This is a genomic window from Mesorhizobium sp. HAY1-8B (genome assembly GCF_056868045.1).
This window is the reverse complement of the sequence record NZ_CP200321.1, coordinates 1462881-1487788: the sequence shown is the minus strand read 5'-3', so window position 1 is coordinate 1487788 and position 24908 is coordinate 1462881. Positions and strand designations below refer to the sequence as shown.

The following is a 24908-nucleotide window of genomic DNA, read 5'->3' as shown; positions in this document are numbered from 1 at the left end:
GCTCCGTGAAAGGTCAGGCGGGAACAGGTTCGGCGGCGGGCGTGTAGATGCCGATGGCACCGGAGCCGGCCAGTCGGTCGATGGTCTCGGGGCTGTAGCCGAGGATATCGGTCAGCACAGTGGCTGTGTTCTGGCCGAGCATCGGCGGTGCCGTGAAGTCGGCGGTCAGTTGGGCAGCCAGCCCCTGCGCCGGGCGCACCATGGCGACGGAACCCAGATGCGGATGCGGCAAGGTGTGGACGAGGCCGCGCTCGCGGACATTGGGGCTGTCGAAAACCTCTGGTATCGACTTCACCGTGCCGGCCGGCACACTGGCCGCGGCACAGGCCGCCATCCAATGGTCGCGCGGCTTGGTCCTGAAGACCCTCGCCAATTCGGGGATCAGCGCTTCGCGATTGGTGGCACGCGCCCCCGCCTTGATGAAGCGCTGGTCCTTTGCCAGGTGTGGCAAGCCGACGACCTTCTCGCACAGCGCGGCGAATTGCTTGTCATTGCCGACCGCCAACGCAAAGCCGCCATCGGAGGCGTCGAATATCTGGTAAGGCACAACAGTCGGATGCGCGTTGCCGTAGCGGGCGACCTCGCGGCCGGTGTTGAGGTAGCCGCTGCCGACATTGATGAGCAGGCTGAGCGCACAGTCGATCAGCGACAGGTCGAGGAACTGACCCGTGCCCGTGGTGGTGCGTTCGTAAAGGGCGGCCAGGATCGACTGCGTCGCGACCATGCCGCAGACGACGTCGGTGATGGCGACGCCGACGCGCATCGGCTCGCCGTCGCTGTCGCCGGTGATGGCCATCAGGCCGCTTTCGGCCTGCATGACGAAATCATAGCCGGGCCGGCCGGCGTCGGGCCCGGTCTGGCCATAGCCGGAGATCGAGCAGTAGATCAGGCGCGGATTGGAAGCGCTGAGTTCCTGGAAGCCGACGCCAAGACGGTCCGCCGTACCGGAGCGGAAATTCTCTACGACGATGTCGGCCTTGGCCGCCAGTTCGCGTACGATCGCCAGCCCTTCAGGGCTTTTCATGTCGAGCGCGATGCTCTGTTTGCCGCGATTGGCGCAGAGATAGTAGGTCGAGACGCCCTTGTAGCTCGGCACCGACCAGGCGCGAGTGTCGTCGCCGCCATCGATGTTCTCGATCTTCCAGACCTCGGCGCCGAGATCGGCAAGGCTCATCGTTGCCCATGGACCGGCAAGCACGCGCGAGAGGTCGAGCACCTTGATGCCTTCGAGCGGCAGGCGCGGACGGCTTGCCTGGCCGGCATCCTTGAAGTGGTCTTCAGTCACGATCAAAATCCTTTGCGGCGGCGGCTGGCCTTGCGGCCCGTCAGACAGCCTTGAAGGCGTTGACGGGTTCCGGAAAATGGCAGGCGACGCGGTGCTTTTCGCCTGATGGTCCGAGCGGCGGTTCGACGGACGCGCAAATCGCCTGCGCCTTGAAGCAGCGTGTGCGGAAGCGGCATCCCGACGGCGGATTGAGCGGGCTCGGCACGTCGCCCGACAGCACGATCCGCTCGCGCTTGCGCTCCTTCTCGGGATTGGCGAGCGGCACGGCCGACAGAAGTGCCTGTGTGTAGGGATGCAATGCTCTTGAATAGAGCTCGGCCGCCGGCGCGATCTCGACGATCTTGCCGAGATACATCACGGCGACATGATGCGAGATATGGCGCACGACCGAAAGATCGTGGGCGATGAACAGATAGGAGGTGCCGAAGGATTGCTGGATGTCCTTCAGCAAATTGAGCACGCCGGCCTGCACCGAAACATCGAGCGCCGAGACAGGCTCGTCAAGGATCACAACCTGCGGGTTGAGCGCGAGCGCGCGGGCGATGACGACACGCTGGCGCTGGCCGCCGGAGAGCTCATGCGGATAGCGCCGGCCGTGCTCGGGATTGAGCCGCACCAGTTCGAGCAGTTCGGCGACGCGCGCGCGACGGTCGGCCTTCGACATGTCGCTCATGCGCAGCGGCTCGGCGATGTTGTCGGCGATGCGCATGCGCGGATGCAGTGAACCGTACGGATCCTGGAAGACGAGTTGGATGTAGCGCCGCATCAGGCGCATGTCCTCATGGTTCAGCGCCAGAAGGTTCTGGCCGCGGAACCAGCTTTCGCCGCTGGTCGGCTCGATCAGCCGCATCAGGCAGCGCCCGAGCGTCGACTTGCCGCAACCGGATTCGCCGACGAGGCCCAGCGTTTCGCCGGGGGCTACGTCGAAGGAGACATCGGCGACCGCCCGCACATGGGCAATTGCGCGGTCGAAGACGAGGCCGCCGCGAACCGGGAAGTCCTTGACCAGATGGCGAACCGACAGCGCAGGCGCTGTGTGCAATGCCGCGTCGGTCTTGTGTTCGGCCACTGCGCTCATGGGGTCACGCTTCCAGTCTCCAGGCCTGCCGCCGCCGACGAGACGCCGTGGAAGGGCGGCAAGGTCGTCGCGAAATGGCAGGCCGAGAAGCGGCCGCCAATATCGTGCAGCGGCGGATCCTCGATCCGGCAGCGCGCCTCGGCATGGATGCATCGCGGATGGAAGGCGCAGCCGCCCGGCAGACGGCCGAGCGCCGGCGGTGAGCCATCGATCGAAAACAGCCGCTCGCGGCTTTCCTCCAGATTGGGGATCGAGGCGATGAGGCCGCGCGTGTAGGGGTGGCGCGGATCGGCGAACAGGTCCGACACATCAGCCTGCTCGACGACACGGCCGGAATAGACCACCGCGACCCGGTCGGCATGGCCGGCGACGACGCCAAGATCATGAGTGATCAGCACCAGGCCAAGGCCGAGCCGCTCCTGCAGCGAACGCAGTACCGTCAGGATCTGCGCCTGAACGGTCACGTCGAGCGCCGTGGTCGGCTCGTCGGCGATCAACAGATCAGGATCGTTGGCCACGGCCATGGCGATGACCGCGCGCTGGCGCATGCCGCCGGAGAATTCATGCGGATACTGGTTGACCCGGCGCTCCGGCTGCGGGATCGCTACAAGATTAAGCAATTCGACCGCGCGCGCCATGGCCTGCTTGCGGGTCAGGCGCTGATGCAGCCTGACCGCCTCGGCGATCTGGGCGCCAACCGTCATAACCGGATTGAGCGACGAAAGCGGATCCTGGAAGATCATGGCGATGCGCGCGCCCCTGATCTTGCGCATTTCGCGCGCCGGCTTGCCGACCAGTTCTTCTCCCTTGAAACGGACAGAGCCGGTCACGACCGCGTTCTTCGAGGTCAGGCCGAGAGCGGCAAGCATGCCGACCGATTTGCCCGAGCCGGACTCGCCGACAATGCCGACCACCTCGCCCTTGGCGACGTCGAGGTCGATGCCGCGCACGGCCTCGAACTGGTTGCCCGCCTTGCGGAACCCGACGCGCAGGCCGCGAATGGACAGCAGCGGCTCGCGCTCACCCTTGCCGGCCGCGCCGGAACGCGCTGAAGATAGCTGTGCGCTCATCGTCTAGTCCGACCTTGGATCGAGAATGTCGCGCAGGCCGTCGCCGATGAAGTTGAAGCCGAGCACGATGGTGAGGATGGCGGCCCCGGGGCCGAAGGCGATCCACCACTGGTAGAAATGGACGGCGCCGTCGGAGATCATCGAGCCCCATTCGGGCGTCGGTGGAGTGGCGCCGAGGCCGATGAAGCTGAGCGATGCGGCAAGCAGCACGACCTGGCCGAGGTCCATGGTCGCGCTGATCAGCACCGGCGTCCAGCAGAGCGGCAATATGTGCTTGAACAGGACGCGGCTTGGCCTGGCACCTGCGGCGATCGCCGCCTCGACATGCTCGCGCTCCTTCACTTCCAGCACCTGCGCACGCATCAGGCGGGCGTAGACCGGCCACCAGACCAGCACCATGGCGATGGCCGCATTGCCGAGGCCCGGTCCGAGCGAGGCCGCGACGGCCATGGCGAGCAGCATCGGCGGGAAGGACAGAGTGACGTCGACCAGCCGCATGATCGCCGCGCCCGTCAGGCCGCCGACGAAGCCGGAAATGGCGCCCAGCAGCGAGCCGATGACCACGGCGGAGACGACGACCAGAACCGCGATCGGCAGCGAATGCGCCGCCCCGTGCAAGGTGCGGGCCAGCACGTCGCGGCCAAGCGCATCGGTGCCCAGCCAGTGCGCCCAGCTCGGCGGCTGCAGGCGGCGCGCGACCATTTCGAGTGGATCGAACCGCACCACCAGATTGGCGAACACGGTCATGAACAGCCAGAACAGGATGACGACCGTGCCGATGACCAGCGGCGCGGTCAGCCATTCGGGAATGCCGGCGGAGCGTGATTTGGTGACGACGGCCGACATCAGCTCAACCTCACCCGCGGATTGGCCACGACATAGAGGATGTCGGTGATGAGGTTGGTGACCAGGAAGGCGAGGCCGCCGACAATGGTGACGCCGATGATCGCCGGAAAATCCAGCGCACGCGCCGCCTCCACGGCATAGGAGCCCATGCCGGGCCAGGAAAAGATGGTCTCGGTCAGCACCGCGCCGGTGATCAGATAGGCGAAGGAATAGCCGATGACGGTCAAGGTCGGCACCATGGTGTTGCGCAGCGCATGCACGATGACGACACGGAATTCGCTCGCGCCCTTGGCGCGTGCGGTGAGCACAAATTCGCGACTCATCACATCGAGCATGTTGGCGCGCACCAGCCGCGAGATGGTCCCAGACACCGTCCAGCCCAGCACGAAAGCGGGCAACAGCAGATGCCACACAGCGTCCTTGAAGACGGTGAGGTCTCCGGCCAGCAGCGAATCGATGGTCAGGAATCCGGTGATGCCAGGCGGCAGCGGCAGCCGAGCATCGAGCCGGCCAGGCCCCGGCAGCCAGTTGAGCATGACCGAGAAGATGAACAGCAGGCCAAGGCCCGACCAGAACACCGGCAGCGACGAGCCGAACAGAGCGAACAGCCGCGCGCCATGGTCGATCAGGCTGTTACGGAAATAGGCGGCCAGCACGCCAAGCACGATGCCGAGCGTGGTGCCGAAGATCATGGCGGCGAAGACCAGTTCCAGTGTTGCCGGCAGGCGGTAGAGAATATCAGTGCCGACATTGCGCTTGGTGATGAAGGATGTGCCGAGGTCGCCGCTCATCAAATTGCCGAGATATATCATATAGCGCTCAGGCAGAGGACGATCCAAACCCCAGCGCGCCTTGGCGGCGGCGACCACTTCGGGATTGCTCATCTGCTGTTCGGCGACGATTGCGGTCAGCGGATCGCCCTTCGTCACCGTGGTGATCAGAAAAGCGATGGTGACGATGCCAAGCACCAGGAACGGCATCGCGATAAGCCGGCGCAAAATATAGCGGGACACGTGGCTACCTTCACAAGGACGGGCTTCGTAAGATGGCACAAGGCGCTGGAAGATGCCATCGAGGGGGCATATTGACAGGCTGCAAAAGCCGCTGTCAATATAAATGGAATTTAATTTCATTTTTGACTACACTAGCCGGCGAGACCGGCCCGACAGGTGGGCACTCCGCCAGAAAGACCGCCAGCGTGCGCAAGCGAGCGACCCGGTACGAGACGGATGTTGACGGCGAAGGCGCGCAGCTTTCGACGTCGCTGGTTCGCGGGCTCGGCATCCTGCGCGCCTTCCGGCCAGGCGACGCCTCGCTTGGCAACCAGGACATCATCGCGCGCACCGGGCTGCCCAAGGCCACGGTTTCGCGCATCACCTACACGCTCAGCGCACTCGGCTACCTGCTCTATGACAAGGAGCTCGGCCGTTACAGCCTGGGACCAGCGACCGTGGCGCTCGGCTATTCGGCGCTGAGCTCCAGCGCCGTCGTCCACATCGCAAGGCCGCTGATGCAGCCGCTGGCCGACTTGACCGGTGCGGCGGTGGCGATCGGCACGCGCGACAGCCTCAACATGGTCTATCTCGCCAATTGCCGGTCGGAGAGCCTGGTCACGCTGCGGCTCAATCCGGGCTCCTATTTGCCGATCTGGAAGACCTCGATGGGGCTGGCCTATGCGGCGGGACTTCTGCCCGAGGAGCGGACCAGCCTGGTACGGGCGCTGCAAGAGGCCGAGCCCGACAAGGCAGCGATGATCGCCACGGCAATCGAGGAGGCGATCGCCCAGTACGCTCAGCTTGGCTACGTGACCTCGTTCGGCGCCTGGCACAGCTACATCCACGCGGTCGGCGTGCCGTTCCGTCCGCGAGACGGTTCGCCGCTGGTCGCCATCACTTGCGGAGGTATCGGCGAGATCATCACCGAGCAACGCGCACATGCCGAAATCGGACCGGCGCTGGTGGCGATGGTGGAAGCGCTGCGCCGAGAGCTTGAGGGAACTTCAGCCTGATCCGCATTGGCCCAGAGAATGGGGGCTCCATGCCGGCTTGAACTTGCCTGGCCGTGACATCACGGTCGCCGCGGCCGATCAAGCCAGTTGCGGACAAGGGAGAAGCAAATGAACTTCGCGGGACGCTTCAACGGTCGCACGGCTGTCATCACCGGCGGTGCCTCGGGCATCGGCCTGGCGGTCGCGCAAAGGATCGTCGCGGAAGGTGGACGCGCCAGCGTCTGGGACCGCGATCCGGCCCAGATCGAACAGGCAAGGACCATCATCCCTGGCCTGCATGGTGTTACCGTTGACGTCGCCGATGCCACCGGCGTTGAAAGCGCCGCCGCACGGACCATCGAGGCCCTTGGCGGCGTCGACATCCTGGTCACCAGCGCGGCCATCACCGGGCCGAACATGACGACCTGGGCCTATTCGGCCGAGGATTGGCAGAGGGTCATCGACATCAACATCAATGGCGTCTTCTACTGCAACAAGGCGCTGGTGCCGCACATGCTCGAGCGCAATTATGGCCGCATCGTCAACATAGCCTCGATCGCCGGCAAGGAAGGCAATCCCAATGCCTCCGCCTACAGCACTTCAAAGGCGGCGGTGATCGGCCTGACCAAGTCGCTCGGCAAGGAACTGGCCAAGACCAAGGTGACGGTGAATTGCGTGACGCCGGCGGCCGTGCGCACCGCGATCTTCAAGCAGATGAGCCAGGAGCATATCGACTTCATGCTGTCGAAGATACCGATGGCGCGCTTCGGCGAGGTCGAGGAGGTGGCGGCACTGATCTGCTGGATCGCCTCGGAGGAGTGCTCGTTCACGACGGCCGCCGTGTTTGACGTTTCCGGCGGCCGCGCCACCTATTGAGCCTGATCGAAACATCCCGGCCCTGGCCGTTGCGACTACAATTCCGCGTGACGAGGCAACGATCGGAACCGGACAGGCGTATAGTAGCTGAGGACTGGACGGGGCGGTGACACAACAGGGTTTGCGGGAAGCCATGACACGACGAGACAGCCCGGCAAGGGCGATTAGCCATTGCCGCCATACCGGCACCATGCGATCGACGGAAGCATCGACGACCAGGCTGGAGCTTGCATCGTTTGCCTGACGCAAATCCTGCCGCGTTGTCCGATGACGAGCTTCTGGACCGCTACCAGCGCGCCGCCTTCGGCTATTTCCTTGAGAATGTGAATTCCGACAACGGTCTGGTCGCCGATACGTCGCGGCCGAACTCGCCGGCCAGCATCGCCGTCGTCGGTTTCGCCCTGTCCTGTTATCCGATCGGCGTCGAGCGCGGCTGGATGTCGCGCATGGCGGCTGTGGAGCTGACGCTTGCGGCGCTGCGTTTCTTCTCGGTCAGCCCGCAAGGCGGCGGTGACGACGTCACCGGCCACAAGGGTTTCTACTACCATTTTCTCGATATGCGGACCGGGCTGCGCGTCTGGCGCTGCGAACTGTCGATGGTGGACACCGCTCTGCTGATGGCCGGTATCCTGGTGGCCGGCGCCTATTTCTCCGGCGAGAATGAACAGGAAGCCGAAATCCGGCACCTGGCCGAAACGCTCTACCGGCGCGTCGACTGGCGCTGGGCGCAAGGCAGCAGTCCGACCTTGCGGCAGGGCTGGAAGCCGAAGAGCGGCTTTCTGCATTATGGCTGGGAGGGCTATAACGAGGCGACCATCCTCTATGTGCTGTCGATGGCCTCGCCGGACAACCCAACCTCCGACGACAGCTACGAGGCCTGGACGGCGACCTACCAGTGGGAGAACATCTACGGCCATGACGTGCTCTATGGCGGACCGTTGTTCATGCACCAGTTCTCGCACGCCTGGATCGATTTCGCCGGCATCCGCGACGCCTTCATGCGCGAGAAGAACTCCGACTATTTCGAAAACAGCCGCCGCGCGACCTACCTCCACCGCGACTATGCCCGCCACAACCCCTATGGTTTCGACGGCTACGGCGAGAACCTTTGGGGCCTCTCGGCCGGAGACGGGCCCGGCGGTTTTCGCGCCAGCGTCGAGCGACGGAGGCACCGGTTTTCCGGCTATGCGGCGCGCGGCGCTCCCTTCGGGCCGGATGATGGCACGATCGCGCCCTGGTCCTATCCGGCATCGCTGCCCTTCGCGCCGGACATCTGCATGGCAGCGATGCGCCATCTCGGTGAGCACTATCCCGAGGTGATCGAGAACTTCCGGCTGCCGAGCGGATTCAATCCGACCTTGGCCAACAGGCGAAAATTCGGCCGCAACGGCTGGGTATCGGAAGGCCATTACGGGCTGGACCAGGGCATCGTGGTGATGATGATCGAGAACCACCGCTCGCGCCTGATCTGGGAGCTGATGCGGTCCAATCCGTACATTCGCCGCGGTTTGGGAAAAGCAGGCTTCACCGGCGGCTGGCTGTCGCAGCCGGCGGGGCCGTCCGCGGAGGGGCGCGATGCCGCGTGAACGGACAAAGGCCGCCAGCTTCCCAGTCGACCGCAACGACGTCGAACTGATCCGGGGCGCGCATCCGCCGCATTGGAAGAACCCTCTCCCCGGCGGTCCCTACAATCTCGTCGTCATCGGCGCCGGGCCGGCGGGGCTGACCGCGGCGCGTGATGCGGCAAGCCTCGGCGCGAAAGTCGCGCTGATCGAGCGCGGGCTGATCGGCGGTGCGTGCGTCAATGTCGGCGGCATCCCGTCAAAGTCGATCATCCGCACGGCCAGGCTCTATGCCGACATGCGTGATGCCGAGAATTTCGGGGGCGACACGCCGGAGCGTCTTCAGGTCGACTTCGAGCGGGCCATGACGCGGATGCGGCAGATCCGCCAGCGGATCAGCGGCGCCGATTCGGCCGTGGCCATCGCGGCCGAGGGCATCGATCTCTATTTCGGCGAAGCCCGCTTCGCCGGACCGGACACGGTGGTGGTCGCGGACAAGACGCTGCATTTCAAGAAGGCATTGGTCGCGACAGGCGCGCATCCGAGCGTGCCGGCGATTCCAGGGCTCGCCGAGGCCGGCTATCTCGACAATGAGAGCATGTTCAACCTCACGCAACGTCCCGAGCGGCTCCTGGTCATCGGCGGCGGGCCGCTTGGCTGCGAGACGGCGCAGACCTTCTGCCTGCTCGGCGCGAACGTGATCCTGGCGCAGAGCGATCCGATGTTCCTGCCCGGCGAGGAACGAGACGCCGCGCAGATCCTTTCGGACGCGCTGGCGCGCGAGGGGATCGAGGTGCGCCTCAACACAGAAGTGGTGGCGGTGCGGACAGAGGGCGGCAAGAAGCTCGCCGATCTGATGCGGGATGGCGACACGACGACGATTTCCGTCGACGAGATCATCACCGGCGTCGGCCGCTCGCCCAATGTCGAAGGCCTCGGCCTGGCAGACGCCGGGGTGGCGTATGACGCCAGCGGCATCAAGGTGAACGATCACCTGAGAACCACGAATCCGCACATCTACGCGGCGGGCGATGTGTGCCTTGAATACAAGTTCACCCATACCGCCGAGGCGACAGCGCGCATTGTCGTGCGCAATGCGCTGTTTCGCGGGCGCGAAAGGCTCAGCGAACTCGTCGTTCCCTGGTGCACCTATACCGATCCGGAAATCGCCCATGTCGGTCTCTATCCGATCGAGGCGCGACGGAACGGCATTCCGGTCAAGACCTATACGGTGCTGATGCATGATGTCGCCCGTGCCGTGATGGACGGCGAGGAGGAAGGATTCGTCAAGATCCATGTCAGGGAGGGGTCCGACCGTATCCTGGGAGCGACGGTCGTCGCCAGCCATGGCGGCGAGATGATCAATGCGGTGACGCTCGCCATCCGGTCGGGCATGGGACTGCATGCCCTGGCCGACGTCATCCATCCTTTCCCGACGCAGGCACAAGGCATCAAGATGGCGGGCGACGCCTACAGGCGAACCCGGTTCACCTCCTTGCGCAGGCGTCTGGCGGCGCGCTGGCTGGCATGGTCCAGGCGATAACTTCGCCGGCCCGCAGAGAGCTCGGGGCGGAAGTGGTCAGAAATATACAGTGCTTGACGAAAGCCTTGTTCAGCTAAACAAGGTGGCGCCGATGCTTGTGGTCACGGAATCGTTCTGAATGCCATCTGAATTGGGGCCTCTGCCTGGAACAACGCCACAGGCGTCCGCTTTGAACGGCCCAGGCGCGCGACCGGCTGTCGGCTCGCTCGAGCGGACGGCCCGGAGGCGTACGCTGATCGTGTCGCACGACCCGGGCTTTCCGCCGGCTTCAGGTTCGGATCTGAGAAACTATCGCAACGCTGAAGCGGCCGCCAGGTTCGGCCCGGTCTGCCTGGTTTCGGTGCGACCAAAGACAGAAGGGACCGTGCCTGATCCATTGATCCGCGTAGAGGCTCTGTCGGTCGAGGGAGAGCCCCGCACAGCGTCGATCGGTTGGTGGCGGTCAAGGGCGGAGAATCGCATACCGTGTTCCGCCCTGACACGGCTTGAGGCCCTGATCGGGGAATTCCGCCCGGACACCATCATTGTCGAGAGCGTCAGCCTGTTCAAGCTGCTGCGGCCTCTGCGGCCTCTAGCTAAGCAACTCATTCTCGACATGCACAATGTCGAATCCGACCTGGCCGGACAGATCAGGCATCTCAGCACCAAGCGAACCGCGGCTGCATTCAGCGTCAGGTTCCTCGAGAGGAAGGCACTATCCCTTGTCGACAGGGTATGGGTCTGCTCGAACCTGGATCGCCAGAAGCTGATGACGCTTTCCCGGCACAAGATCCCGATCGACGTCGTTCCGAACGGAATTCCGAAAGCCGGCAGTGGTCCCGGGCGCCTGCCTGCCGAGCCGTCAACCGGCAACGGCTTTCCTGTGATCGTGTACATCGGCCATCTCGCCTATCCGCCAAACGTTGATGCCGCGCAGCGATTGGCCAGTGTCATATTGCCCCGTATCCGAAACGCCCTGCCGGATGCCAGGCTCGTCCTGGCTGGACGCACCCCAAGACCGGAGGTGCAGGCATTGGCCGGATTGCCTGGTGTGGAGGTCATTGGAGATCCCGCGGATGTCGCGCCACTCTTGTCCAGCGCGCATCTCACCATCGTCCCGCTGACGGCGGGCGGCGGCACACGCATCAAGATCCTGGAAGCAATGGCCGCGGGCGTGCCGGTGGTCGCCACGCCGATCGCGGCCGAAGGCCTGGACCTGGTCGAAAATGACGAGGTGCTGCTGTCTCACTCCGACGAAAAGCTTGCCGAGACGGCCATCGAACTCTGCCTCGACCCCGAGCGCAGGGCGCGGCAACGCCTTCGCGCGTATCAGGCGGTATGGGCAAGGTTCAGCCCGCAAGCGATAGGCAATGCCGTTCGAGACGGACTTGGACTGAACGGTGCGACCATATGATCCCGCCGATCCTGCACCAGACATGGAAGACCGACAGCGTTCCCGCACGCTTCCAGGCGTATGCTGAGAGCTGGAAGCGGCACAATCCACACTGGACGGTGATGTTCTGGAGCGACCGGATGCTGCTCGAATTCGTGGCTGAGCACTATCCTGATTTCCTGCCAATGTTCTGCAGCTACACGAACGGCGTGCAGCGCTCGGATGCGGCCCGCTACATGCTGCTGCATCATTTTGGCGGGGTCTATGCCGACATCGACTGCGAATGCGTCGCGGCCTTCGATCCGATCATGGACGAGAGCCGTGTCGTGCTGTGCAAGGAGCCGGCCTCGCATGCGGCCGTCCAGGTGGATTTCCGGGACCTGCCCCACCTCCTGTTCAACGGGACGATGGCGAGCCCGCCCCGTCATCCGTTCTGGATCCATCTGCTGTCGATGATGCCCGGGCTCGCCGGCGCCAAGGACGTGCTCGACGCGACCGGTCCTTGCCTTTTGACCTCCGCCCAGCGCGGCTACAGCGATCAGGCGGCCTTCGCCATCCATCCCTCCGGTCTGTTCGCGCCGGTGACGTCTGGCGGGAGCACGGAGATCGAGGCCGGCGACGATGCGGCGCCGCTTTCGATCCATCACTGGGCAGGCACATGGTGGACCCCGGAGCCGCCGCCGAAATGGACGACCAAGCTTCGCAACCGGGCCTATCGGCTTCGGTACCACCTGACACGCGGTGCGTATCTGGATGAGGCCGTGGCAAAAGCCAGCGTCGACAAGGCTGTCCTCTCGGCACCGCCGCCCCCGGGCGGCAATATTGCCGTTCTGGTGCCGCTTCGCGATGCCGCCGACCTTATCCAACCTTTTCTCGATGCGCTGGATGGGCTCGACTACCCCAAGGACAGGATCAAGCTGGTCTTCTGCGAAGGCGACAGCCTGGACGGGAGTTGGGAGCGGCTACAGGCCGCGACAGCGGGACTGGCCGGCAAATATCGCGACATCGTGCTTCTGCAGCGACAGGTCGGCACCAAGCTCGACAGGGCAAAGCGGGCAAAGCCTCGGATGCAACGCGTCAGGCGGGGCGCGATCGCCAAGGTGCGGAATTACCTGATCGATCACGGGCTGCAGGAAGACGACGACTGGGCGTTGTGGATCGATATCGACGTCTGGCGCTTTCCCGGCGATGCGCTGAAGCAGTTGATCGCCACCGGACATCGCATCGCGGTGCCCAACTGCGTGAAGGTCGCCAATGGCGGCAGCTTCGACCTGAACAGCTTCATCATCAGGCGGCAGACCAAGGATTATCGCTACTACCGCGAGATACGCGGCGGCCTTCACCAACCTTCGGCGCAGACGCCAAGTCGATACCATCTCAGTGATGTCAGGCATCTCGACATCATCGGCCTGGACGCGGTCGGCGGAACGATGCTGCTGGTCGATGCCGCCTTGCATCGCGGCGGCCTTCGCTTCCCCGAAATTCCCTACCGCGACCTGATCGAGACCGAAGCTTTTGGCGTGCTCGCCAACGATCTCGGCATCAGGCCGGTCGGCCTGCCGAAGCTGGAGATCCTACACGTCCCCTGGTGAAGCGGCGGCCTGCCGAAGCGCCAGCCTGAGCGGCTCCAGACAGGTTTGCGGGCGCAAGCGCTCCCAGACATAGTTCGGGTCCGTCAGATGGGCGACCTTGTCGATCCAGCGTTGCGGCGCTTCGGGATCCCTGACCTCGTGCCAATCCTCGACAATGATGACAGGCAGGCCTTCGTAGAGAGGGTCTATCGGCGATGTCTTGGTCACCACGATGCAGCCGAGATAAAGCAGTTCCCATGTCCGGTGGCAGTCCAGGCCGTTTCCCGTGGTCGAGAGCACGAGCGGGTATTGCGCATACAGCTCCCAGATCGCGCGCTGCGACACACGTTTCCCGAGGAAATCGACATGTGGGCATCCGTCCAGGGCATCAAGCACTTCTCGACGCTGGCTGGAGCCCCTGCTGATGCTGAAATCGCAGAACACCCTGGGTGGACGGCGAGCCGCATCCCCCTGCCGGCCGCGCAGTGTTCGCAACTGCCGCGCCATACCAGCGGGCGTGGCAAGGGAACGTGGCGTATGGAGGTCCAGCCCGATCGGGAACGGCTTGATCCTGGGATGATCGCTGTCGCAGTTCTGGGTGTACCAGGACACCATATAGGGGTTGGCGAGAAGCCGCTCGACGGTATCTCTTGCCATGTCCGATGGCGCCGAGGCATCGCCGTCGGTGGTCAGCAGGATGAAGGGCGCCTTGATGGTCGGCAGGGCCACCCGGGTAAACGTGTCGAGATCGCAGGTTCGCGAAACCCTGGCCAAGGTGCTCAGCCGAACCCAGACGATGCCGTGCGCGCCGCTATAGTGGTCGCGGAAAAAGGCCTCGCCCTGGGTCGATTCGGTCGGTGCGCGGCGATACCAGTCGGGCCCGGCAAAGTCGCAGAAATGCGCGATCCCTTGCGACCAAAGCACGGGAGGAACGCTGAAGAATCGCAGCGCCTTGGAATACACAGCTTTTTTGCGTTTTGCCCACCAACGCTTCATGCCCATCGGCAACGCTTAGCCCAGACGCGGTAGCGGCTGCAATGTCCTGCCGCTCCATACCCATGCGACAACCCGCGATTCAACCCTGGACACACCAATCGTCAGGCGTGCAATTCCCTCGAAATCGGCGGTCCGACCGAAAATCCGGAGAATGTGACTTCGAAACCCTCGCGCTGTGGCGAGCAGCACATCATGCCGACATCGACCGTCTTCGAGATCGGGAAATAGGCGAGCCGCACCGGCTTCCAGTGACCGTCCGAAGCATCGAGATACTGGACGCGGATCGCCTGGCCATGGCGGGTCAGGCGGATGCTGACGCCATTGGGACCGGCATGAATGGCCACCAGCGACCAGTCCGATGTGTCGTTGGTGACCACGACGGAGAAATAGGCGAGGCCGTCGGTGTATTCGACGCCGGCTTTGATCCAGTTCGTTTCGCTCAGCCGGACCATCAGCCCGGCCTGGTCATAGAGCACCTTGTAGTCGCCCTTGACGGTGACTTCGGCGGTGAAATCGCCCTCGACCTGCCGATGCAGGAAGTGGCCGTTGTCGCGCCAGAAGCCGTAGAAGGTCTCGCGCCAGAAATCGGTCTCCTTGCCGGTGCGCACGCGCACCGCATCGCCGTCAATGGCGTGATGCGGCGGCGGGTTGAGCCAGGTCAGGTCCTGCAATGCCATTGCCTCGTGCCGATTCCGTGGTGAAGGCTCGCCGGCCCGACAGGCCGGCGCCTCATCAGCCCGCGAGTGTATAGGCGGTCTTCACCGTGGTGTAGAACTCCATTGCATAGCGGCCCTGTTCGCGCGGGCCGTAGCTCGAGCCCTTGCGGCCGCCGAAGGGGACATGGAAATCGACACCCGCCGTCGGCAGGTTGACCATCACCATGCCCGCTTCCGAATTGCGCTTGAAGTGGGTCGCGTGCTTGAGGCTCGTGGTGCAGATGCCCGAGGTCAGCCCGAAGGGCGTGTCATTGGCGACGGCAAGCGCCTCGTCATAGTCCTTGACGCGGATGACGCTGGCGACCGGGCCAAAGATCTCTTCGCGCGAACTGCGCATGGCATTGGTGGCCTCGGTCAGCAGCGCGGGGCTGAGATAGAAGCCCGGCGTCTTGCGGTCGAGCCGCTCGCCGCCGAAGGCGAGCGTGGCGCCTTCCCTGACACCGATGGCGATATAGTCCTCGTCCTGCTTCAACTGGGTGGCGTCGACGACCGGGCCGATCTGGGTCTGCGCATCGAGCGCATCGCCGATCACCAGCTTGCCCATCCGCTCCTTCAGCGCGTCGACGAAACGGTCGTGGATACCTTCGGTCACGATCAGCCTCGACGAGGCCGTGCAGCGCTGGCCGGTCGAGAAGAAGGCGCCGTTGAGCGCGCAATCGACGGCGACCGCAAGATCGGCATCGTCAAGCACGACCAGCGGGTTCTTGCCGCCCATTTCGAGCTGGAACTTGCGCATGTGTTCCACGCTTGCGGCGGCGACGCGTTTTCCGGTGCCGACCGAGCCAGTGAAGGTGATGGCATTGACGTCGGGGCTGTCGAGCATGGCCTGGCCGACCACCGAACCCTTGCCCATGACGAGGTTGAGCACGCCCTTGGGCAGGCCGGCGCGATGCAGGATGTCGACGATCGACCAGGCGCTCTCGGGAACGAGTTCCGCCGGCTTGAAGACGATGGTGTTGCCATGGGCCAGCGCCGGCGCGATCTTCCAGGCTGGAATGGCGATGGGGAAATTCCATGGCGTGATGATGCCGACGACGCCGACCGCTTCGCGCGTGATCTCGACACCGACGCCCGGCCGCACGCTCGGAACCATCTCTCCGGTCAGCCGCAATGTTTCGCCGGCAAAGAAATCGAAGATCTGGGCGGCGCGGATGGTTTCGCCAATGCCTTCGGCCAGCGTCTTGCCTTCCTCGCGCGCCAGGTTGCGGCCGATCTCGTCCTTGCGCGCCATGATCTCGTCGGACGCCTTTTTCAGCACCGCGTGGCGCGCCAGCGGACCGGAGCGGGACCATGCCGGGAACGCCGCCTTGGCCGCGGCGATCGCTTGGCTAGCCTGTTCAACGCCCGCCGAGGCATATTCGCCGACGACGTCGCCGGTATCCGAGGGGTTGATGTTGCGGGACCCGGCGTCGCCGACCCATTCGCCATCGATGAGGTTTTTTCGAAACTGAGCCATGTCCTGGTCTTTCCTGCTGGTTGGCCGCGCGGCGGCATCTGTCCGAACTGGTATTTGCCAGACAATTGCGTTGCGGGAAAGCACGCACTGGCCGAGCCGCCGCGACAAAAATCCCCGGGCCTATCCCTGGCCTTGATGGGACGGCAGGGGCCGGCACCCATGAACCCGCAATCCGGCTGACATCGGCCAGATGTCATCGCGGCTCAAACGAATTGCCCTGTACATAAGTGTCCACGAGCTTGATTTGCCTGATCCGGCATGTCATGCGTCATGCTGATGGCAGCAATCGAAACGACGATCCAGCGCGCCGGCGCCACCGGCAACATCAAGGCCACTCGTGAAGACTGGCTGAAGCTGGCGCTTGAAACACTGATCTCGGACGGTGTCGAACGCGTCCGCGTGCTGACGCTTGGCCAGCAGCTCGACGTCTCGCGCTCCAGCTTCTACTGGTATTTCAAGAGCCGGCAGGATCTGCTCGATCAATTGCTGGGCTACTGGCGGCAGACCAACACCAGGTTCATCGTCGAACGCGCCTCGCGGCCCTCGGCGACCGTCATTCGTGGGGTGATGAGCATTTTCGAATGCTGGGTGGATGAAAAGCTGTTCGACCCCCGGCTGGACTTCGCGATCAGGGCCTGGGCCCGCCGCTCGCCCGCAATCCGGCGCGCGCTCGATGAGGCCGACGAAGAGCGTGTCAATGCCATACGCGACATGTTCAAGCGCCATGGCTACGAGGAAGAAGACGCATTCGTGCGGGCCCGCGTCCTCTATTTCATGCAGATCGGCTATTACTCGCTCGAACTCAACGAACCGATGAGCACCCGCCTTACCCACGTCGCTTCCTATCTGCGCAGCTTCACCGGCCAGGAGCCTCCGGCGGAAGATGTCGAGGACTTCGCGCGCTATGTCGAGAAGACGCTTTCCGGCAAACGGTAGGCGCGCAACCATGGCCGCGGGGCCCTGAAGCCTTCTTGACGACACGCACCTCGCGCCCACCCCATGGACAGCACGCCCCCTCCGGGCTAAAGGCTGCAACGCACTAGACACATATGTACAATGCCGATAGGGTGCGCCGCCATACAGGTGGAGTGCGGCAGGATGAAATCCCAATACAGGGCGATCGTTATTGGCGGCGGCGTGGTTGGAGCCTCGGTGCTCTATCACTTGGCTAAGTTCGGCTGGAGTGATGTCGCACTGATCGAACGCGAGGTGCTGACAGCCGGGTCGAGCTGGCACGCGGCCGGCGGCTTCCACGCGCTGAACGCCGACCCCAACATCGCCGCGCTGCAGGCCTATACGATCGACCTGCTGTCGGAGGTCGAAAAAGAATCGGGCCAGAGCATCGGCATGCACATGACCGGCGGCATCTCGGTTGCCTCGGCGCCGGAACGCTGGGAATGGCTGAAGGCTTCCTACCGCATCTTCCAGACCATGGGCATAAACGATGTCCATCTGGTCGGCGTCGACGAGATCAAGCAACGCTGCCCGATCCTCAATACCGACGGCATGCTGGGCGGCCTTTATGCGGCACGCGAAGGCCATATCGACCCCTCGGGAGTCGTCCACGCCTATGCCAAGGCAGCGAGGAAGCGCGGTGCCGACATCATCGAGCACAACCGCGTTCTGGAGCTCAATCGTCGCGCCGATGGCAGCTGGGACGTGGTTACCGAGAAAGGCACTCTCATTGCCGAGCACGTCGTCAACGCCGGCGGATTGTGGGCCAAGCAGGTCGGCCGGATGGCCGGCATCGATCTGCCGGTTTCGCCAATGGAGCATCACTATCTCGTCACCGAAGCGCTGCCCGAGATCCAGGCGCTCGGCCGGGAATTGCCGCTGATCGTCGACCTCGAGGGCTTCACCTATATGCGCCAGGAGCAGAAGGGGCTGCTGCTCGGCATCTACGAGATCAACCACAAGCACTGGAACATGGACGGGGCACCCTGGGATTACGGCATCGAGCTGATCCAGGAGGACACCGACCGCATCGCCAACGAACTGGCGCTCGGCTTCAGCCGCTATCCCTGCCTGGAGACAGCCGGCATCAAGCGCTGGGTGAACGGCGCCTTCACCTTCTCGCCGGACGGTAATCCGCTGGTCGGCCCGGTGCGCGGTGTTCCCAACTACTGGGTGGCCTGCGGTGTCATGGCCGGCTTCCTGCAAGGCGGCGGCGTCGGCAAGTCGCTGGCCGAGTGGATGATCCATGGCGAACCGGAAGCCGACGTCTACGGCATGGACATCGCCCGCTACGGCGATTTCGCCTCCAACCGCGAATACATCAAGCAGACGACCGGGCAGTTCTATTCGCGCCGCTTCGTCATGAGCTATCCCAATGAGCAATTGCCTGCGGGGCGGCCGTTGAAGACAGCAGGCGCGCATGACGCCATGGATGCGGCCGGCGCGCGCTGGGGCAATTCCTGGGGCATGGAAGTGCCGCTCTATTTCGCCCCGCAAGGTTTCGTCGAAACACCGACGCTGAAGCGCTCCAATGCCTTCGACATCGTCGCCCGGGAATGCCGCAAGGTACGCGAAGGCGTCGGCCTGCTCGATATCACCGCCTTCTCGCGCTACGAGGTCACCGGACCGCAAGCGGAAGCCTGGCTCGACCGGTTGCTTGCCTGCGCCCTTCCCAAGCCTGGCCGCGCGAAACTCGCGACGATGCTGGGCGAAAACGGCAAGCTCAAAGGCGACCTCACCGTTTTCAACTGGGGTGACGGCAGCTGGTGGATCATGGGGTCCTACTATCTGCGCCAATGGCACATGCGCTGGTTCGAACAGCATCTCGGCGAGGGCGTGGCCGTACGCGACATTTCGGACGCGGTCGTCGGCTTTTCGCTCGCCGGCCCCAATGCGCGCCGCCTGCTCGAACGGCTGACGCACCAGGATGTCTCGCATCAGGCCTTCGGTTTCCTCACCTGCAAGATGCTGGATGTCGGCCTGGTTCGTGCCAAGGTCGGGCGGCTCTCGGTCATCGGCGAACTCGGCTACGAAATCCATTGCCAGGCCAATGAGCATGCGGGGCTGCGCCGGGCGCTGCTTGCGGCAGGCAGCGACCTCGGCGTAACCGAATACGGCTTCGGCGCGGTCAATTCGCTGCGGCTCGAAAAGAGTTTTGGCATCTGGTCGCGTGAGTTCACGCAGGATTACACACCGGCCGAGACCGGCATGGACCGCTGGATCGCTTTCGACAAGGGCGATTTCATCGGCCGCGAAGCGGCGCTGAAAGAGCAGAAGGCCGGCGCCAGGCGCACGCTGGTGACGCTCGAGATCGATGCCGCGGATGCGGACGCCAGCGGCTACGAACCGGTCTGGAGCGGAGGCAAGCTTACCGGCTTCGTCACTTCCGGCGGCTATGGCCATACGGTCGGCAAGAGCCTCGCCATGGCGCTTGTCGATGGCGATGCCACCGATGTCGATACTGAGTTGACAACCCATATCGTCGGCGTCGAAAGAGGTGCGCGCGTCATCGCTTCGTCGCCTTACGATCCACTGGGCAAAGCGATGCGGGCATGACCGATCGAACCGGTGCCATCCATGCTGAAGACCATGCCATGATCCACGCTCGCTCCCTGAAATCAGGCCTGTCCGGCACGCCATGACCAGACGCTATTCCGCTCTGTCGCTGTTCAAGGAAGGCCTGGTCGGCCAGACCGGCTGGAGGCAGGCCTGGCGCTCACCCGAGCCGAAACCATCCTATGACGCGGTCGTCATCGGCGGCGGCGGCCATGGGCTGGCGACGGCCTATTACCTTGCCAAGAATCACGGCATCGCCCGGGTGGCCGTGTTGGAGAAAGGCTGGATCGGCGGTGGCAACACCGGCCGCAACACCACGGTGGTACGATCCAATTACTATTATCCGGAAAGCGTCGAGCTCTACGGGCTGGCGCACCGGCTCTATGAAGGCCTGTCAAAGGACCTGAACTACAACGTCATGCTGTCGCAGCGCGGCATGGTCAATCTCTGCCATTCGACCGCCGAAATGGAGATCGGCGCCCGCACCGTCAACGCCATGCAGATCAACGGCATCGATGCGGAGCTGTTTTCACCGGAGGATGTGCGGCGCGTGGCGCCGATCTACAATTTTTCTCCGGATGCGCGCTTTCCCGTGTTCGGCGGCATCTGGCAGGGCCGCGCAGGCACCGCCCGCCACGACGCCGTCGCCTGGGGCTATGCCCGGGCGGCGAACCGGCTCGGCGTCGATATCATCCAGAATTGCGAGATCACCGATTTCATCGTCGAGGGCGGCCGCTGCCGCGGCGTCCAGACGACGCGCGGCGCGATCCGCACCGAGCGCGTCGGCATGGCTGTGGCCGGCCATTCCTCGGTGCTGGCGGCCAAGGCCGGTTTCCGGCTGCCGATCAATTCCTACGCCCTGCAGGCCTGCGTTTCCGAACCGGTGAAGCCGATCCTCGACACGGTGGTGCTGTCGCCCGGCTGCGGCGTCTATGTCAGCCAATCGGACAAGGGCGAGATCGTCATTGGCGGCGGGCTCGACCGCATCCCCTCCTATGCGCAGCGCGGCAATTTGCCGACGCTGGAAACCGTCATTGCCGGACTGCTGGAGATGTTCCCGATCTTCGGCCAGTTGAAGCTGATGCGGCAATGGGCCGGCATTGTCGACGTCGTGCCGGATTCCTCACCGATCATCGGTCCCTCGCCGCTGCCCAATTTGTTCCTCAATTGCGGCTGGGGCACTGGCGGCTTCAAGGCCATTCCCGCCGGCGGCACGCTGCTGGCAAACCTGCTGGCCACGGGCAAGCACAATGATATCAGCCGTCCCTTCGATCTCGATCGTTTCGCCAGCGGGCGGCTGATCGACGAAGCGGCCGGCTCCGGCATCGCGCACTGAGACAAAGACCAGAGGCCATCATGCAGCTCTTCCCTTGCCCGTTCTGCGGCCCGCGCGACGAGACCGAATTCCACTATGGCGGTGATGCCGGCAATGCCAGGCCGGATGGCGCCGACGTGCCGATCGAGCGCTGGGCAAATTACCTCTATCTGCGCGGCAACCCGAAGGGAGCGGCACGCGAAATCTGGGTGCACATGAATTGCGGCGAGTTCTTCGTCATGGAACGTGACACGGTCACGCACAAGGTGGTGTCCTCGACCGCCCTTGGCGGGGAGCACGCGACGTGACCGCCTCGCGCCTCGCCACCGGCGGCAGCGCCATCGACCGCTCGCGCCCAATCCGATTCAGCTTCGATGGCGCAACCGTGGACGGCTTTGCCGGCGACACCATCGCCTCGGCGCTGCTGGCCGGCGATGTCGCGGTCGTCGGCCGCAGCTTCAAATATCACCGGCCGCGCGGCATCTGGGGCGCCGGCGTCGAGGAGCCAAACGCGCTGGTCGACATCGGCGGCCCACAGGCGACGCCGAACACGCGCGCCACGACCGAGCCGGCACGCGACGGGCTGGTGGCGAAAAGCGTCAACGCGACGCCCAGCGCGCTGGCCGACCGCAACGCCTTTCTCGACCGCTTCTCGCGCTTCATTCCGGCGGCGTTTTACTACAAGACCTTCATGTGGCCGGACTGGCACATGTTCGAGCCGCGCATCCGCGCCATGGCCGGACTGGGCAAGGTCGACACCGACTGGGCGTCGCCGGGCACGGCTGACCAGATCAACCACCATTGTGACGTGCTGGTGGTCGGCGCGGGACCGGCCGGATTGGCAGCGGCAAGGCTGGCGTCAGGCGCTGGCCTCTCCGTCACGCTGGTCGACGACCAGCGGACGCCGGGAGGATCACTTGGCCACCGCGCCGGCGAGATCGACGGCAAGCCGGCTTCCGTGTGGATCGACGAGACGGTTGCGGAACTTGGCGCGGGCGGTCACCTGATCCTGACAGCGACCACCGCCTTCGGCATTTACGACCACAATCTGGTCGGTCTGAACCAGCGTCATTTCGATGGCCGGCACGACACGCTGTGGCGGGTTCGGCCGCGCCAGATCGTGCTGGCGACCGGCGCCATCGAACGGCCACTGCCCTTTGCCAACAACGACCTTCCGGGCATCCTGTCGGCGGACGCGGCACTTGCCTATCTCAGGCGCCATGCGGTGCTGGTTGGGCGGCGCATCGCCGCCGCCACCAACAATGACAGCGCTTACGAGGTCGCGGCAGCGCTGGCCGAGGCCGGCGCCGAAGTCACGCTCGTCGACATCAGGCGTGACGGCATGCCCGACGCACCGGCCAAGGTGCGGCTGGTCAAAGGGAGCGCGCTTGCTTCCGCCAGGGGCAAACTGCGCGTCGAGGGCGTGACGCTGGATGACGGCACCAGGCTCGATGCCGATTGCGTGCTGGTCTCGGGCGGCTGGACGCCGACCATTCATCTCTTCGGCCAGGCCAAGGGCAGGCTGGCCTGGAGCGACGCACGCGCCGCCTTCCTGCCGGGCGATCCTGTCGACGGCATTTCAGTCGTCGGCGCCGCGGCTGGCGCGGTCTCCTTGTTGGAGGTGTTCGCCGGCTCGGAGAAAGCTGTTGGCTTGCTCGGCCAGACGAAAGCAGCCGTGCCGCGCAGCACGGGTCCGGAAGCGACGGGCGGCGTTGCGGCCGCCTGGCCGGTGCCCGGTTCGAAAGGGCGCATCTGGATCGACTACCAGAACGACGTGACGGTAAAGGACGTCGAACTGGCGGCGCGCGAAAACTTCGTCTCGGTCGAGCATCTGAAACGCTACACCACGCTCGGCATGGCGACCGACCAGGGCAAGACCTCCAACCTGCCCGGCTTGGCGCTGATGGCCGGCATCACCGGCCGCACCGTGCCGGAAGTCGGCACCACCACCTACCGTCCGCCCTTCACGCCGGTGCCGCAGGCAAGCTTTGCCGGCGCGCGCGTCGGCGAACTGATGGCACCGGTGCGCAGGCTGCCGCTGGAGACCATGCATCGCGCCGGCGGCGCCGTCTTCCAGGAATATGGCGGCTGGCTGCGGCCGGCCCATTATGGCGGCCGCGGCGCTGACGCGGATCGCGCCATCCAGGACGAGGCGTTGCGCGCGCGCCAATCGGTCGCGCTGTTCGACGGTTCGACGCTGGGCAAGATCGAGGTGATCGGCCCCAAGGCGGCCGCGTTCGTCGATTTCCTCTACTACAACACCATGTCGACGCTGAAGCCGGGCCGCTGCCGCTATGGCTTCATGCTGTCGGAGAACGGCGTGGTCTTCGATGATGGCGTGCTGGTTCGGTTGGACGAGCATCGCTTCGTCGTGTCGTGTTCATCCTCGCATGTCGCTGCCGTGCATGCGCGGCTGGAAGAGTGGCGCCAGGACCGATTTGGCCGCGACGCGGTCTATATCCACAACGCCACATCGGACATGGCGACGCTGACCGTTTCGGGGCCAAACGCCCGCAAGCTGCTCGAAAAACTGGAGCTCGGCCTCTCGCTCGACGAGGCCGACCTGCCGCATATGGCGATCGGTCACGGCAGCTATGGCGGCGACGAGGTCCGCGTCGCCCGCGTCAGCTTCACCGGCGACAGGAGCTACGAGGTCTCCATCCGCGCAGATCGTGCCGAGCCTCTATGGGCGCATCTGCGTCAGGCCGGCCAGGTGTTCGACGCTGTCGTCATCGGCCTCGAAGCGCTGATGATCCTGCGCGCCGAGAAAGGCTTTATCGTCATCGGCAAGGACACCGACGGCACGACGCTGCCCCACGACCTCGGCAGCGAAGCGCCCCGCACCAAACGCCAGACCGAATATGTCGGCCGCCGCTCGCTGTTCACCGAGGAGGCATCGCGAAACAACCGCCTGCAGCTTGTCGGCCTGGCGGTGCCGTCTGGCGAGGCGCCGCTACCAACTGGCGCCCACGGCATCAAGCGGAGCGACGGCAGACTGTACAGCCAGGGCTTCGTCACCTCGAGCTACCAGAGCCCGACGCTTGGCCGTCCCATCGCGCTTGGCCTGATCGAGCGCGGCGCGGTCCGCCACGGCGAGGCGATCGAAATCCAGCATCTCGGCAAGGTTCGGACGGCAACGATTGCCGCGCCTTGCGCCTTCGACCCGGCGGGAGAGCGGCTCCATGCGTGATCTCGCGGAAAAATGGTCGGTCGCACCTGACTGGCAGAACGCCACGATCGAGGTGCCGGGGCTCAGGATAGGCGCGGTTGCCGGGCTGCACCAACGTCTGGTCAGCGGCGACCTTGCTGCATGGGCCGAGGCATCCGGCTTCGATGGAACGGCCGTCGGTGCGTTCGGCCTGGCCGAGGGCGCACGCTATTCGGTTCGTCTGGCACGCGACCGATTGCTTGCCGTGTCGGCCACGCCCATCGGCATGGCCACGGGGTGGTGCAGCCAGGGGTTCGCGGTGACGGAGATCAGCGCCGGGCTACAGGCGTTCGAGGCAGAGGGCGCGGCGCTTGATGCTTTCATCGCCCGTGGAACGGCGCTCGATCCCGGACAACCGAGCACCAGTGCGGCACTGTCCTTTGCCGGCATCAGCGCCATCGTCTATCGCCATGAAAGCAAGCTGCGCATCCATGTCGACCGCGGTCTCGCGGCCTATCTCTGGACGTGGATGGAGCAGGCTACCGGCCACATCGCGGCGAAAACCAGCCGGCCATGA

20 protein-coding genes are annotated in these 24908 nt (G+C 64.6%); 12 read left to right on the top strand and 8 right to left on the bottom strand.

Features of this window, described 5'->3' with window-relative positions:
- Positions 1-13: 13 nt before the first annotated feature.
- Genes AC1VON_RS07345 through AC1VON_RS07325 form a run of 5 tightly spaced genes read right to left on the bottom strand, consistent with a single transcriptional unit; the run spans position 14 to position 5292 of the window.
- A complete protein-coding gene (locus tag AC1VON_RS07345) occupies positions 14-1285 on the bottom strand; it encodes a CaiB/BaiF CoA transferase family protein (RefSeq protein WP_246740852.1) in 1272 nt (423 codons plus the stop codon).
- Positions 1286-1325: 40 nt separating this feature from the next.
- Positions 1326-2363 carry an ABC transporter ATP-binding protein gene (locus tag AC1VON_RS07340; RefSeq protein ID WP_172347261.1) on the bottom strand — a complete coding sequence of 346 codons (1038 nt, stop codon included), beginning with the start codon at positions 2361-2363 and terminating at the stop codon, positions 1326-1328.
- The gene (locus tag AC1VON_RS07335) at positions 2360-3433 is read right to left on the bottom strand and encodes an ABC transporter ATP-binding protein (protein WP_172347262.1); all 1074 of its coding nucleotides are present in this window, start codon (positions 3431-3433) and stop codon (positions 2360-2362) included. Before AC1VON_RS07335 ends, AC1VON_RS07340 begins: the two co-directional genes overlap by 4 nt.
- Before the next feature lie 3 nt (positions 3434-3436).
- Positions 3437-4279: an ABC transporter permease gene (locus tag AC1VON_RS07330; protein ID WP_172347263.1), complete on the bottom strand. Its 843-nt coding sequence runs from the start codon at positions 4277-4279 to the stop codon at positions 3437-3439.
- Complete coding sequence (locus AC1VON_RS07325; protein WP_172347264.1) at positions 4279-5292, bottom strand: ABC transporter permease; 1014 nt, start codon at positions 5290-5292, stop codon at positions 4279-4281. Before AC1VON_RS07325 ends, AC1VON_RS07330 begins: the two co-directional genes overlap by 1 nt.
- A gap of 185 nt (positions 5293-5477) precedes the next feature.
- On the opposite strand from AC1VON_RS07325, the gene AC1VON_RS07320 reads away from it, so the two are divergent.
- From AC1VON_RS07320 to AC1VON_RS07295, 6 genes are all read left to right on the top strand, one after another.
- Complete coding sequence (locus AC1VON_RS07320; protein WP_483121229.1) at positions 5478-6287, top strand: IclR family transcriptional regulator; 810 nt, start codon at positions 5478-5480, stop codon at positions 6285-6287.
- A 108-nt stretch (positions 6288-6395) separates the two neighbouring features.
- Entirely contained in the window at positions 6396-7142 is a 747-nt protein-coding gene (locus AC1VON_RS07315; protein WP_172347266.1) for an SDR family NAD(P)-dependent oxidoreductase, read from the top strand.
- 236 nt (positions 7143-7378) lie between these two features.
- Positions 7379-8728 carry a glucoamylase family protein gene (locus tag AC1VON_RS07310; RefSeq protein ID WP_172347267.1) on the top strand — a complete coding sequence of 450 codons (1350 nt, stop codon included), beginning with the start codon at positions 7379-7381 and terminating at the stop codon, positions 8726-8728.
- Positions 8718-10247 carry a mercuric reductase gene (locus AC1VON_RS07305; RefSeq protein WP_172347268.1) on the top strand — a complete coding sequence of 510 codons (1530 nt, stop codon included), beginning with the start codon at positions 8718-8720 and terminating at the stop codon, positions 10245-10247. The genes AC1VON_RS07310 and AC1VON_RS07305 overlap by 11 nt, the downstream gene beginning before the upstream one ends.
- A gap of 118 nt (positions 10248-10365) precedes the next feature.
- The gene (locus tag AC1VON_RS07300) at positions 10366-11640 is read left to right on the top strand and encodes a glycosyltransferase family 4 protein (protein WP_281411429.1); all 1275 of its coding nucleotides are present in this window, start codon (positions 10366-10368) and stop codon (positions 11638-11640) included.
- The gene (locus AC1VON_RS07295; protein WP_483121225.1) at positions 11637-13211 is read left to right on the top strand and encodes a glycosyltransferase; all 1575 of its coding nucleotides are present in this window, start codon (positions 11637-11639) and stop codon (positions 13209-13211) included. Before AC1VON_RS07300 ends, AC1VON_RS07295 begins: the two co-directional genes overlap by 4 nt.
- On the opposite strand, the gene AC1VON_RS07290 is transcribed toward AC1VON_RS07295, so the two are convergent.
- The 3 genes from AC1VON_RS07290 to AC1VON_RS07280 all read right to left on the bottom strand — a co-directional run bounded on the left by AC1VON_RS07290 (position 13194) and on the right by AC1VON_RS07280 (position 16358).
- Complete coding sequence (locus AC1VON_RS07290; protein ID WP_483121223.1) at positions 13194-14192, bottom strand: hypothetical protein; 999 nt, start codon at positions 14190-14192, stop codon at positions 13194-13196. The genes AC1VON_RS07295 and AC1VON_RS07290 overlap by 18 nt on opposite strands.
- Before the next feature lie 95 nt (positions 14193-14287).
- Positions 14288-14863, bottom strand: a complete 576-nt coding sequence (locus AC1VON_RS07285) for a DUF1349 domain-containing protein (protein WP_483121221.1) — start codon at positions 14861-14863, stop codon at positions 14288-14290.
- Between the two features lie 55 nt (positions 14864-14918).
- Positions 14919-16358: an aldehyde dehydrogenase family protein gene (locus AC1VON_RS07280; RefSeq protein ID WP_483121219.1), complete on the bottom strand. Its 1440-nt coding sequence runs from the start codon at positions 16356-16358 to the stop codon at positions 14919-14921.
- A 276-nt stretch (positions 16359-16634) separates the two neighbouring features.
- On the opposite strand from AC1VON_RS07280, the gene AC1VON_RS07275 reads away from it, so the two are divergent.
- From AC1VON_RS07275 to AC1VON_RS07250, 6 genes are all read left to right on the top strand, one after another.
- Positions 16635-17294 (top strand): TetR/AcrR family transcriptional regulator, encoded by a 660-nt coding sequence (locus AC1VON_RS07275; protein WP_172347274.1) that lies wholly within the window; start codon positions 16635-16637, stop codon positions 17292-17294.
- 162 nt (positions 17295-17456) lie between these two features.
- On the top strand, positions 17457-19868 hold the full coding sequence (locus tag AC1VON_RS07270; protein WP_483121217.1) for a GcvT family protein: 2412 nt from the start codon (positions 17457-17459) through the stop codon (positions 19866-19868).
- An 82-nt stretch (positions 19869-19950) separates the two neighbouring features.
- Positions 19951-21204, top strand: a complete 1254-nt coding sequence (locus tag AC1VON_RS07265) for a sarcosine oxidase subunit beta (protein WP_172347276.1) — start codon at positions 19951-19953, stop codon at positions 21202-21204.
- Between the two features lie 20 nt (positions 21205-21224).
- Positions 21225-21491: a sarcosine oxidase subunit delta gene (locus AC1VON_RS07260; RefSeq protein WP_483121215.1), complete on the top strand. Its 267-nt coding sequence runs from the start codon at positions 21225-21227 to the stop codon at positions 21489-21491.
- On the top strand, positions 21488-24373 hold the full coding sequence (locus tag AC1VON_RS07255) for a sarcosine oxidase subunit alpha family protein (protein WP_483121213.1): 2886 nt from the start codon (positions 21488-21490) through the stop codon (positions 24371-24373). The genes AC1VON_RS07260 and AC1VON_RS07255 overlap by 4 nt, the downstream gene beginning before the upstream one ends.
- Positions 24366-24908: a hypothetical protein gene (locus AC1VON_RS07250; RefSeq protein WP_483121211.1), complete on the top strand. Its 543-nt coding sequence runs from the start codon at positions 24366-24368 to the stop codon at positions 24906-24908. The genes AC1VON_RS07255 and AC1VON_RS07250 overlap by 8 nt, the downstream gene beginning before the upstream one ends.

Bases quoted from the DNA above. Each gene is read 5' to 3' on its own strand.
- AC1VON_RS07280 (WP_483121219.1), bottom strand. From the start codon at position 16,358: ATGGCTCAGTTTCGAAAAAACCTCATCGATGGCGAATGGGTCGGCGAC.
- AC1VON_RS07250 (WP_483121211.1), top strand. From the start codon at position 24,366: ATGCGTGATCTCGCGGAAAAATGGTCGGTCGCACCTGACTGGCAGAAC.
- AC1VON_RS07305 (WP_172347268.1), top strand. From the start codon at position 8,718: ATGCCGCGTGAACGGACAAAGGCCGCCAGCTTCCCAGTCGACCGCAAC.
- AC1VON_RS07265 (WP_172347276.1), top strand. From the start codon at position 19,951: ATGACCAGACGCTATTCCGCTCTGTCGCTGTTCAAGGAAGGCCTGGTC.
- AC1VON_RS07285 (WP_483121221.1), bottom strand. From the start codon at position 14,863: ATGGCATTGCAGGACCTGACCTGGCTCAACCCGCCGCCGCATCACGCC.
- AC1VON_RS07295 (WP_483121225.1), top strand. From the start codon at position 11,637: ATGATCCCGCCGATCCTGCACCAGACATGGAAGACCGACAGCGTTCCC.
- AC1VON_RS07270 (WP_483121217.1), top strand. From the start codon at position 17,457: ATGAAATCCCAATACAGGGCGATCGTTATTGGCGGCGGCGTGGTTGGA.
- AC1VON_RS07330 (WP_172347263.1), bottom strand. From the start codon at position 4,279: ATGTCGGCCGTCGTCACCAAATCACGCTCCGCCGGCATTCCCGAATGG.
- AC1VON_RS07335 (WP_172347262.1), bottom strand. From the start codon at position 3,433: ATGAGCGCACAGCTATCTTCAGCGCGTTCCGGCGCGGCCGGCAAGGGT.
- AC1VON_RS07300 (WP_281411429.1), top strand. From the start codon at position 10,366: ATGCCATCTGAATTGGGGCCTCTGCCTGGAACAACGCCACAGGCGTCC.
- AC1VON_RS07340 (WP_172347261.1), bottom strand. From the start codon at position 2,363: ATGAGCGCAGTGGCCGAACACAAGACCGACGCGGCATTGCACACAGCG.
- AC1VON_RS07290 (WP_483121223.1), bottom strand. From the start codon at position 14,192: ATGGGCATGAAGCGTTGGTGGGCAAAACGCAAAAAAGCTGTGTATTCC.
- AC1VON_RS07260 (WP_483121215.1), top strand. From the start codon at position 21,225: ATGCAGCTCTTCCCTTGCCCGTTCTGCGGCCCGCGCGACGAGACCGAA.
- AC1VON_RS07275 (WP_172347274.1), top strand. From the start codon at position 16,635: ATGGCAGCAATCGAAACGACGATCCAGCGCGCCGGCGCCACCGGCAAC.
- AC1VON_RS07315 (WP_172347266.1), top strand. From the start codon at position 6,396: ATGAACTTCGCGGGACGCTTCAACGGTCGCACGGCTGTCATCACCGGC.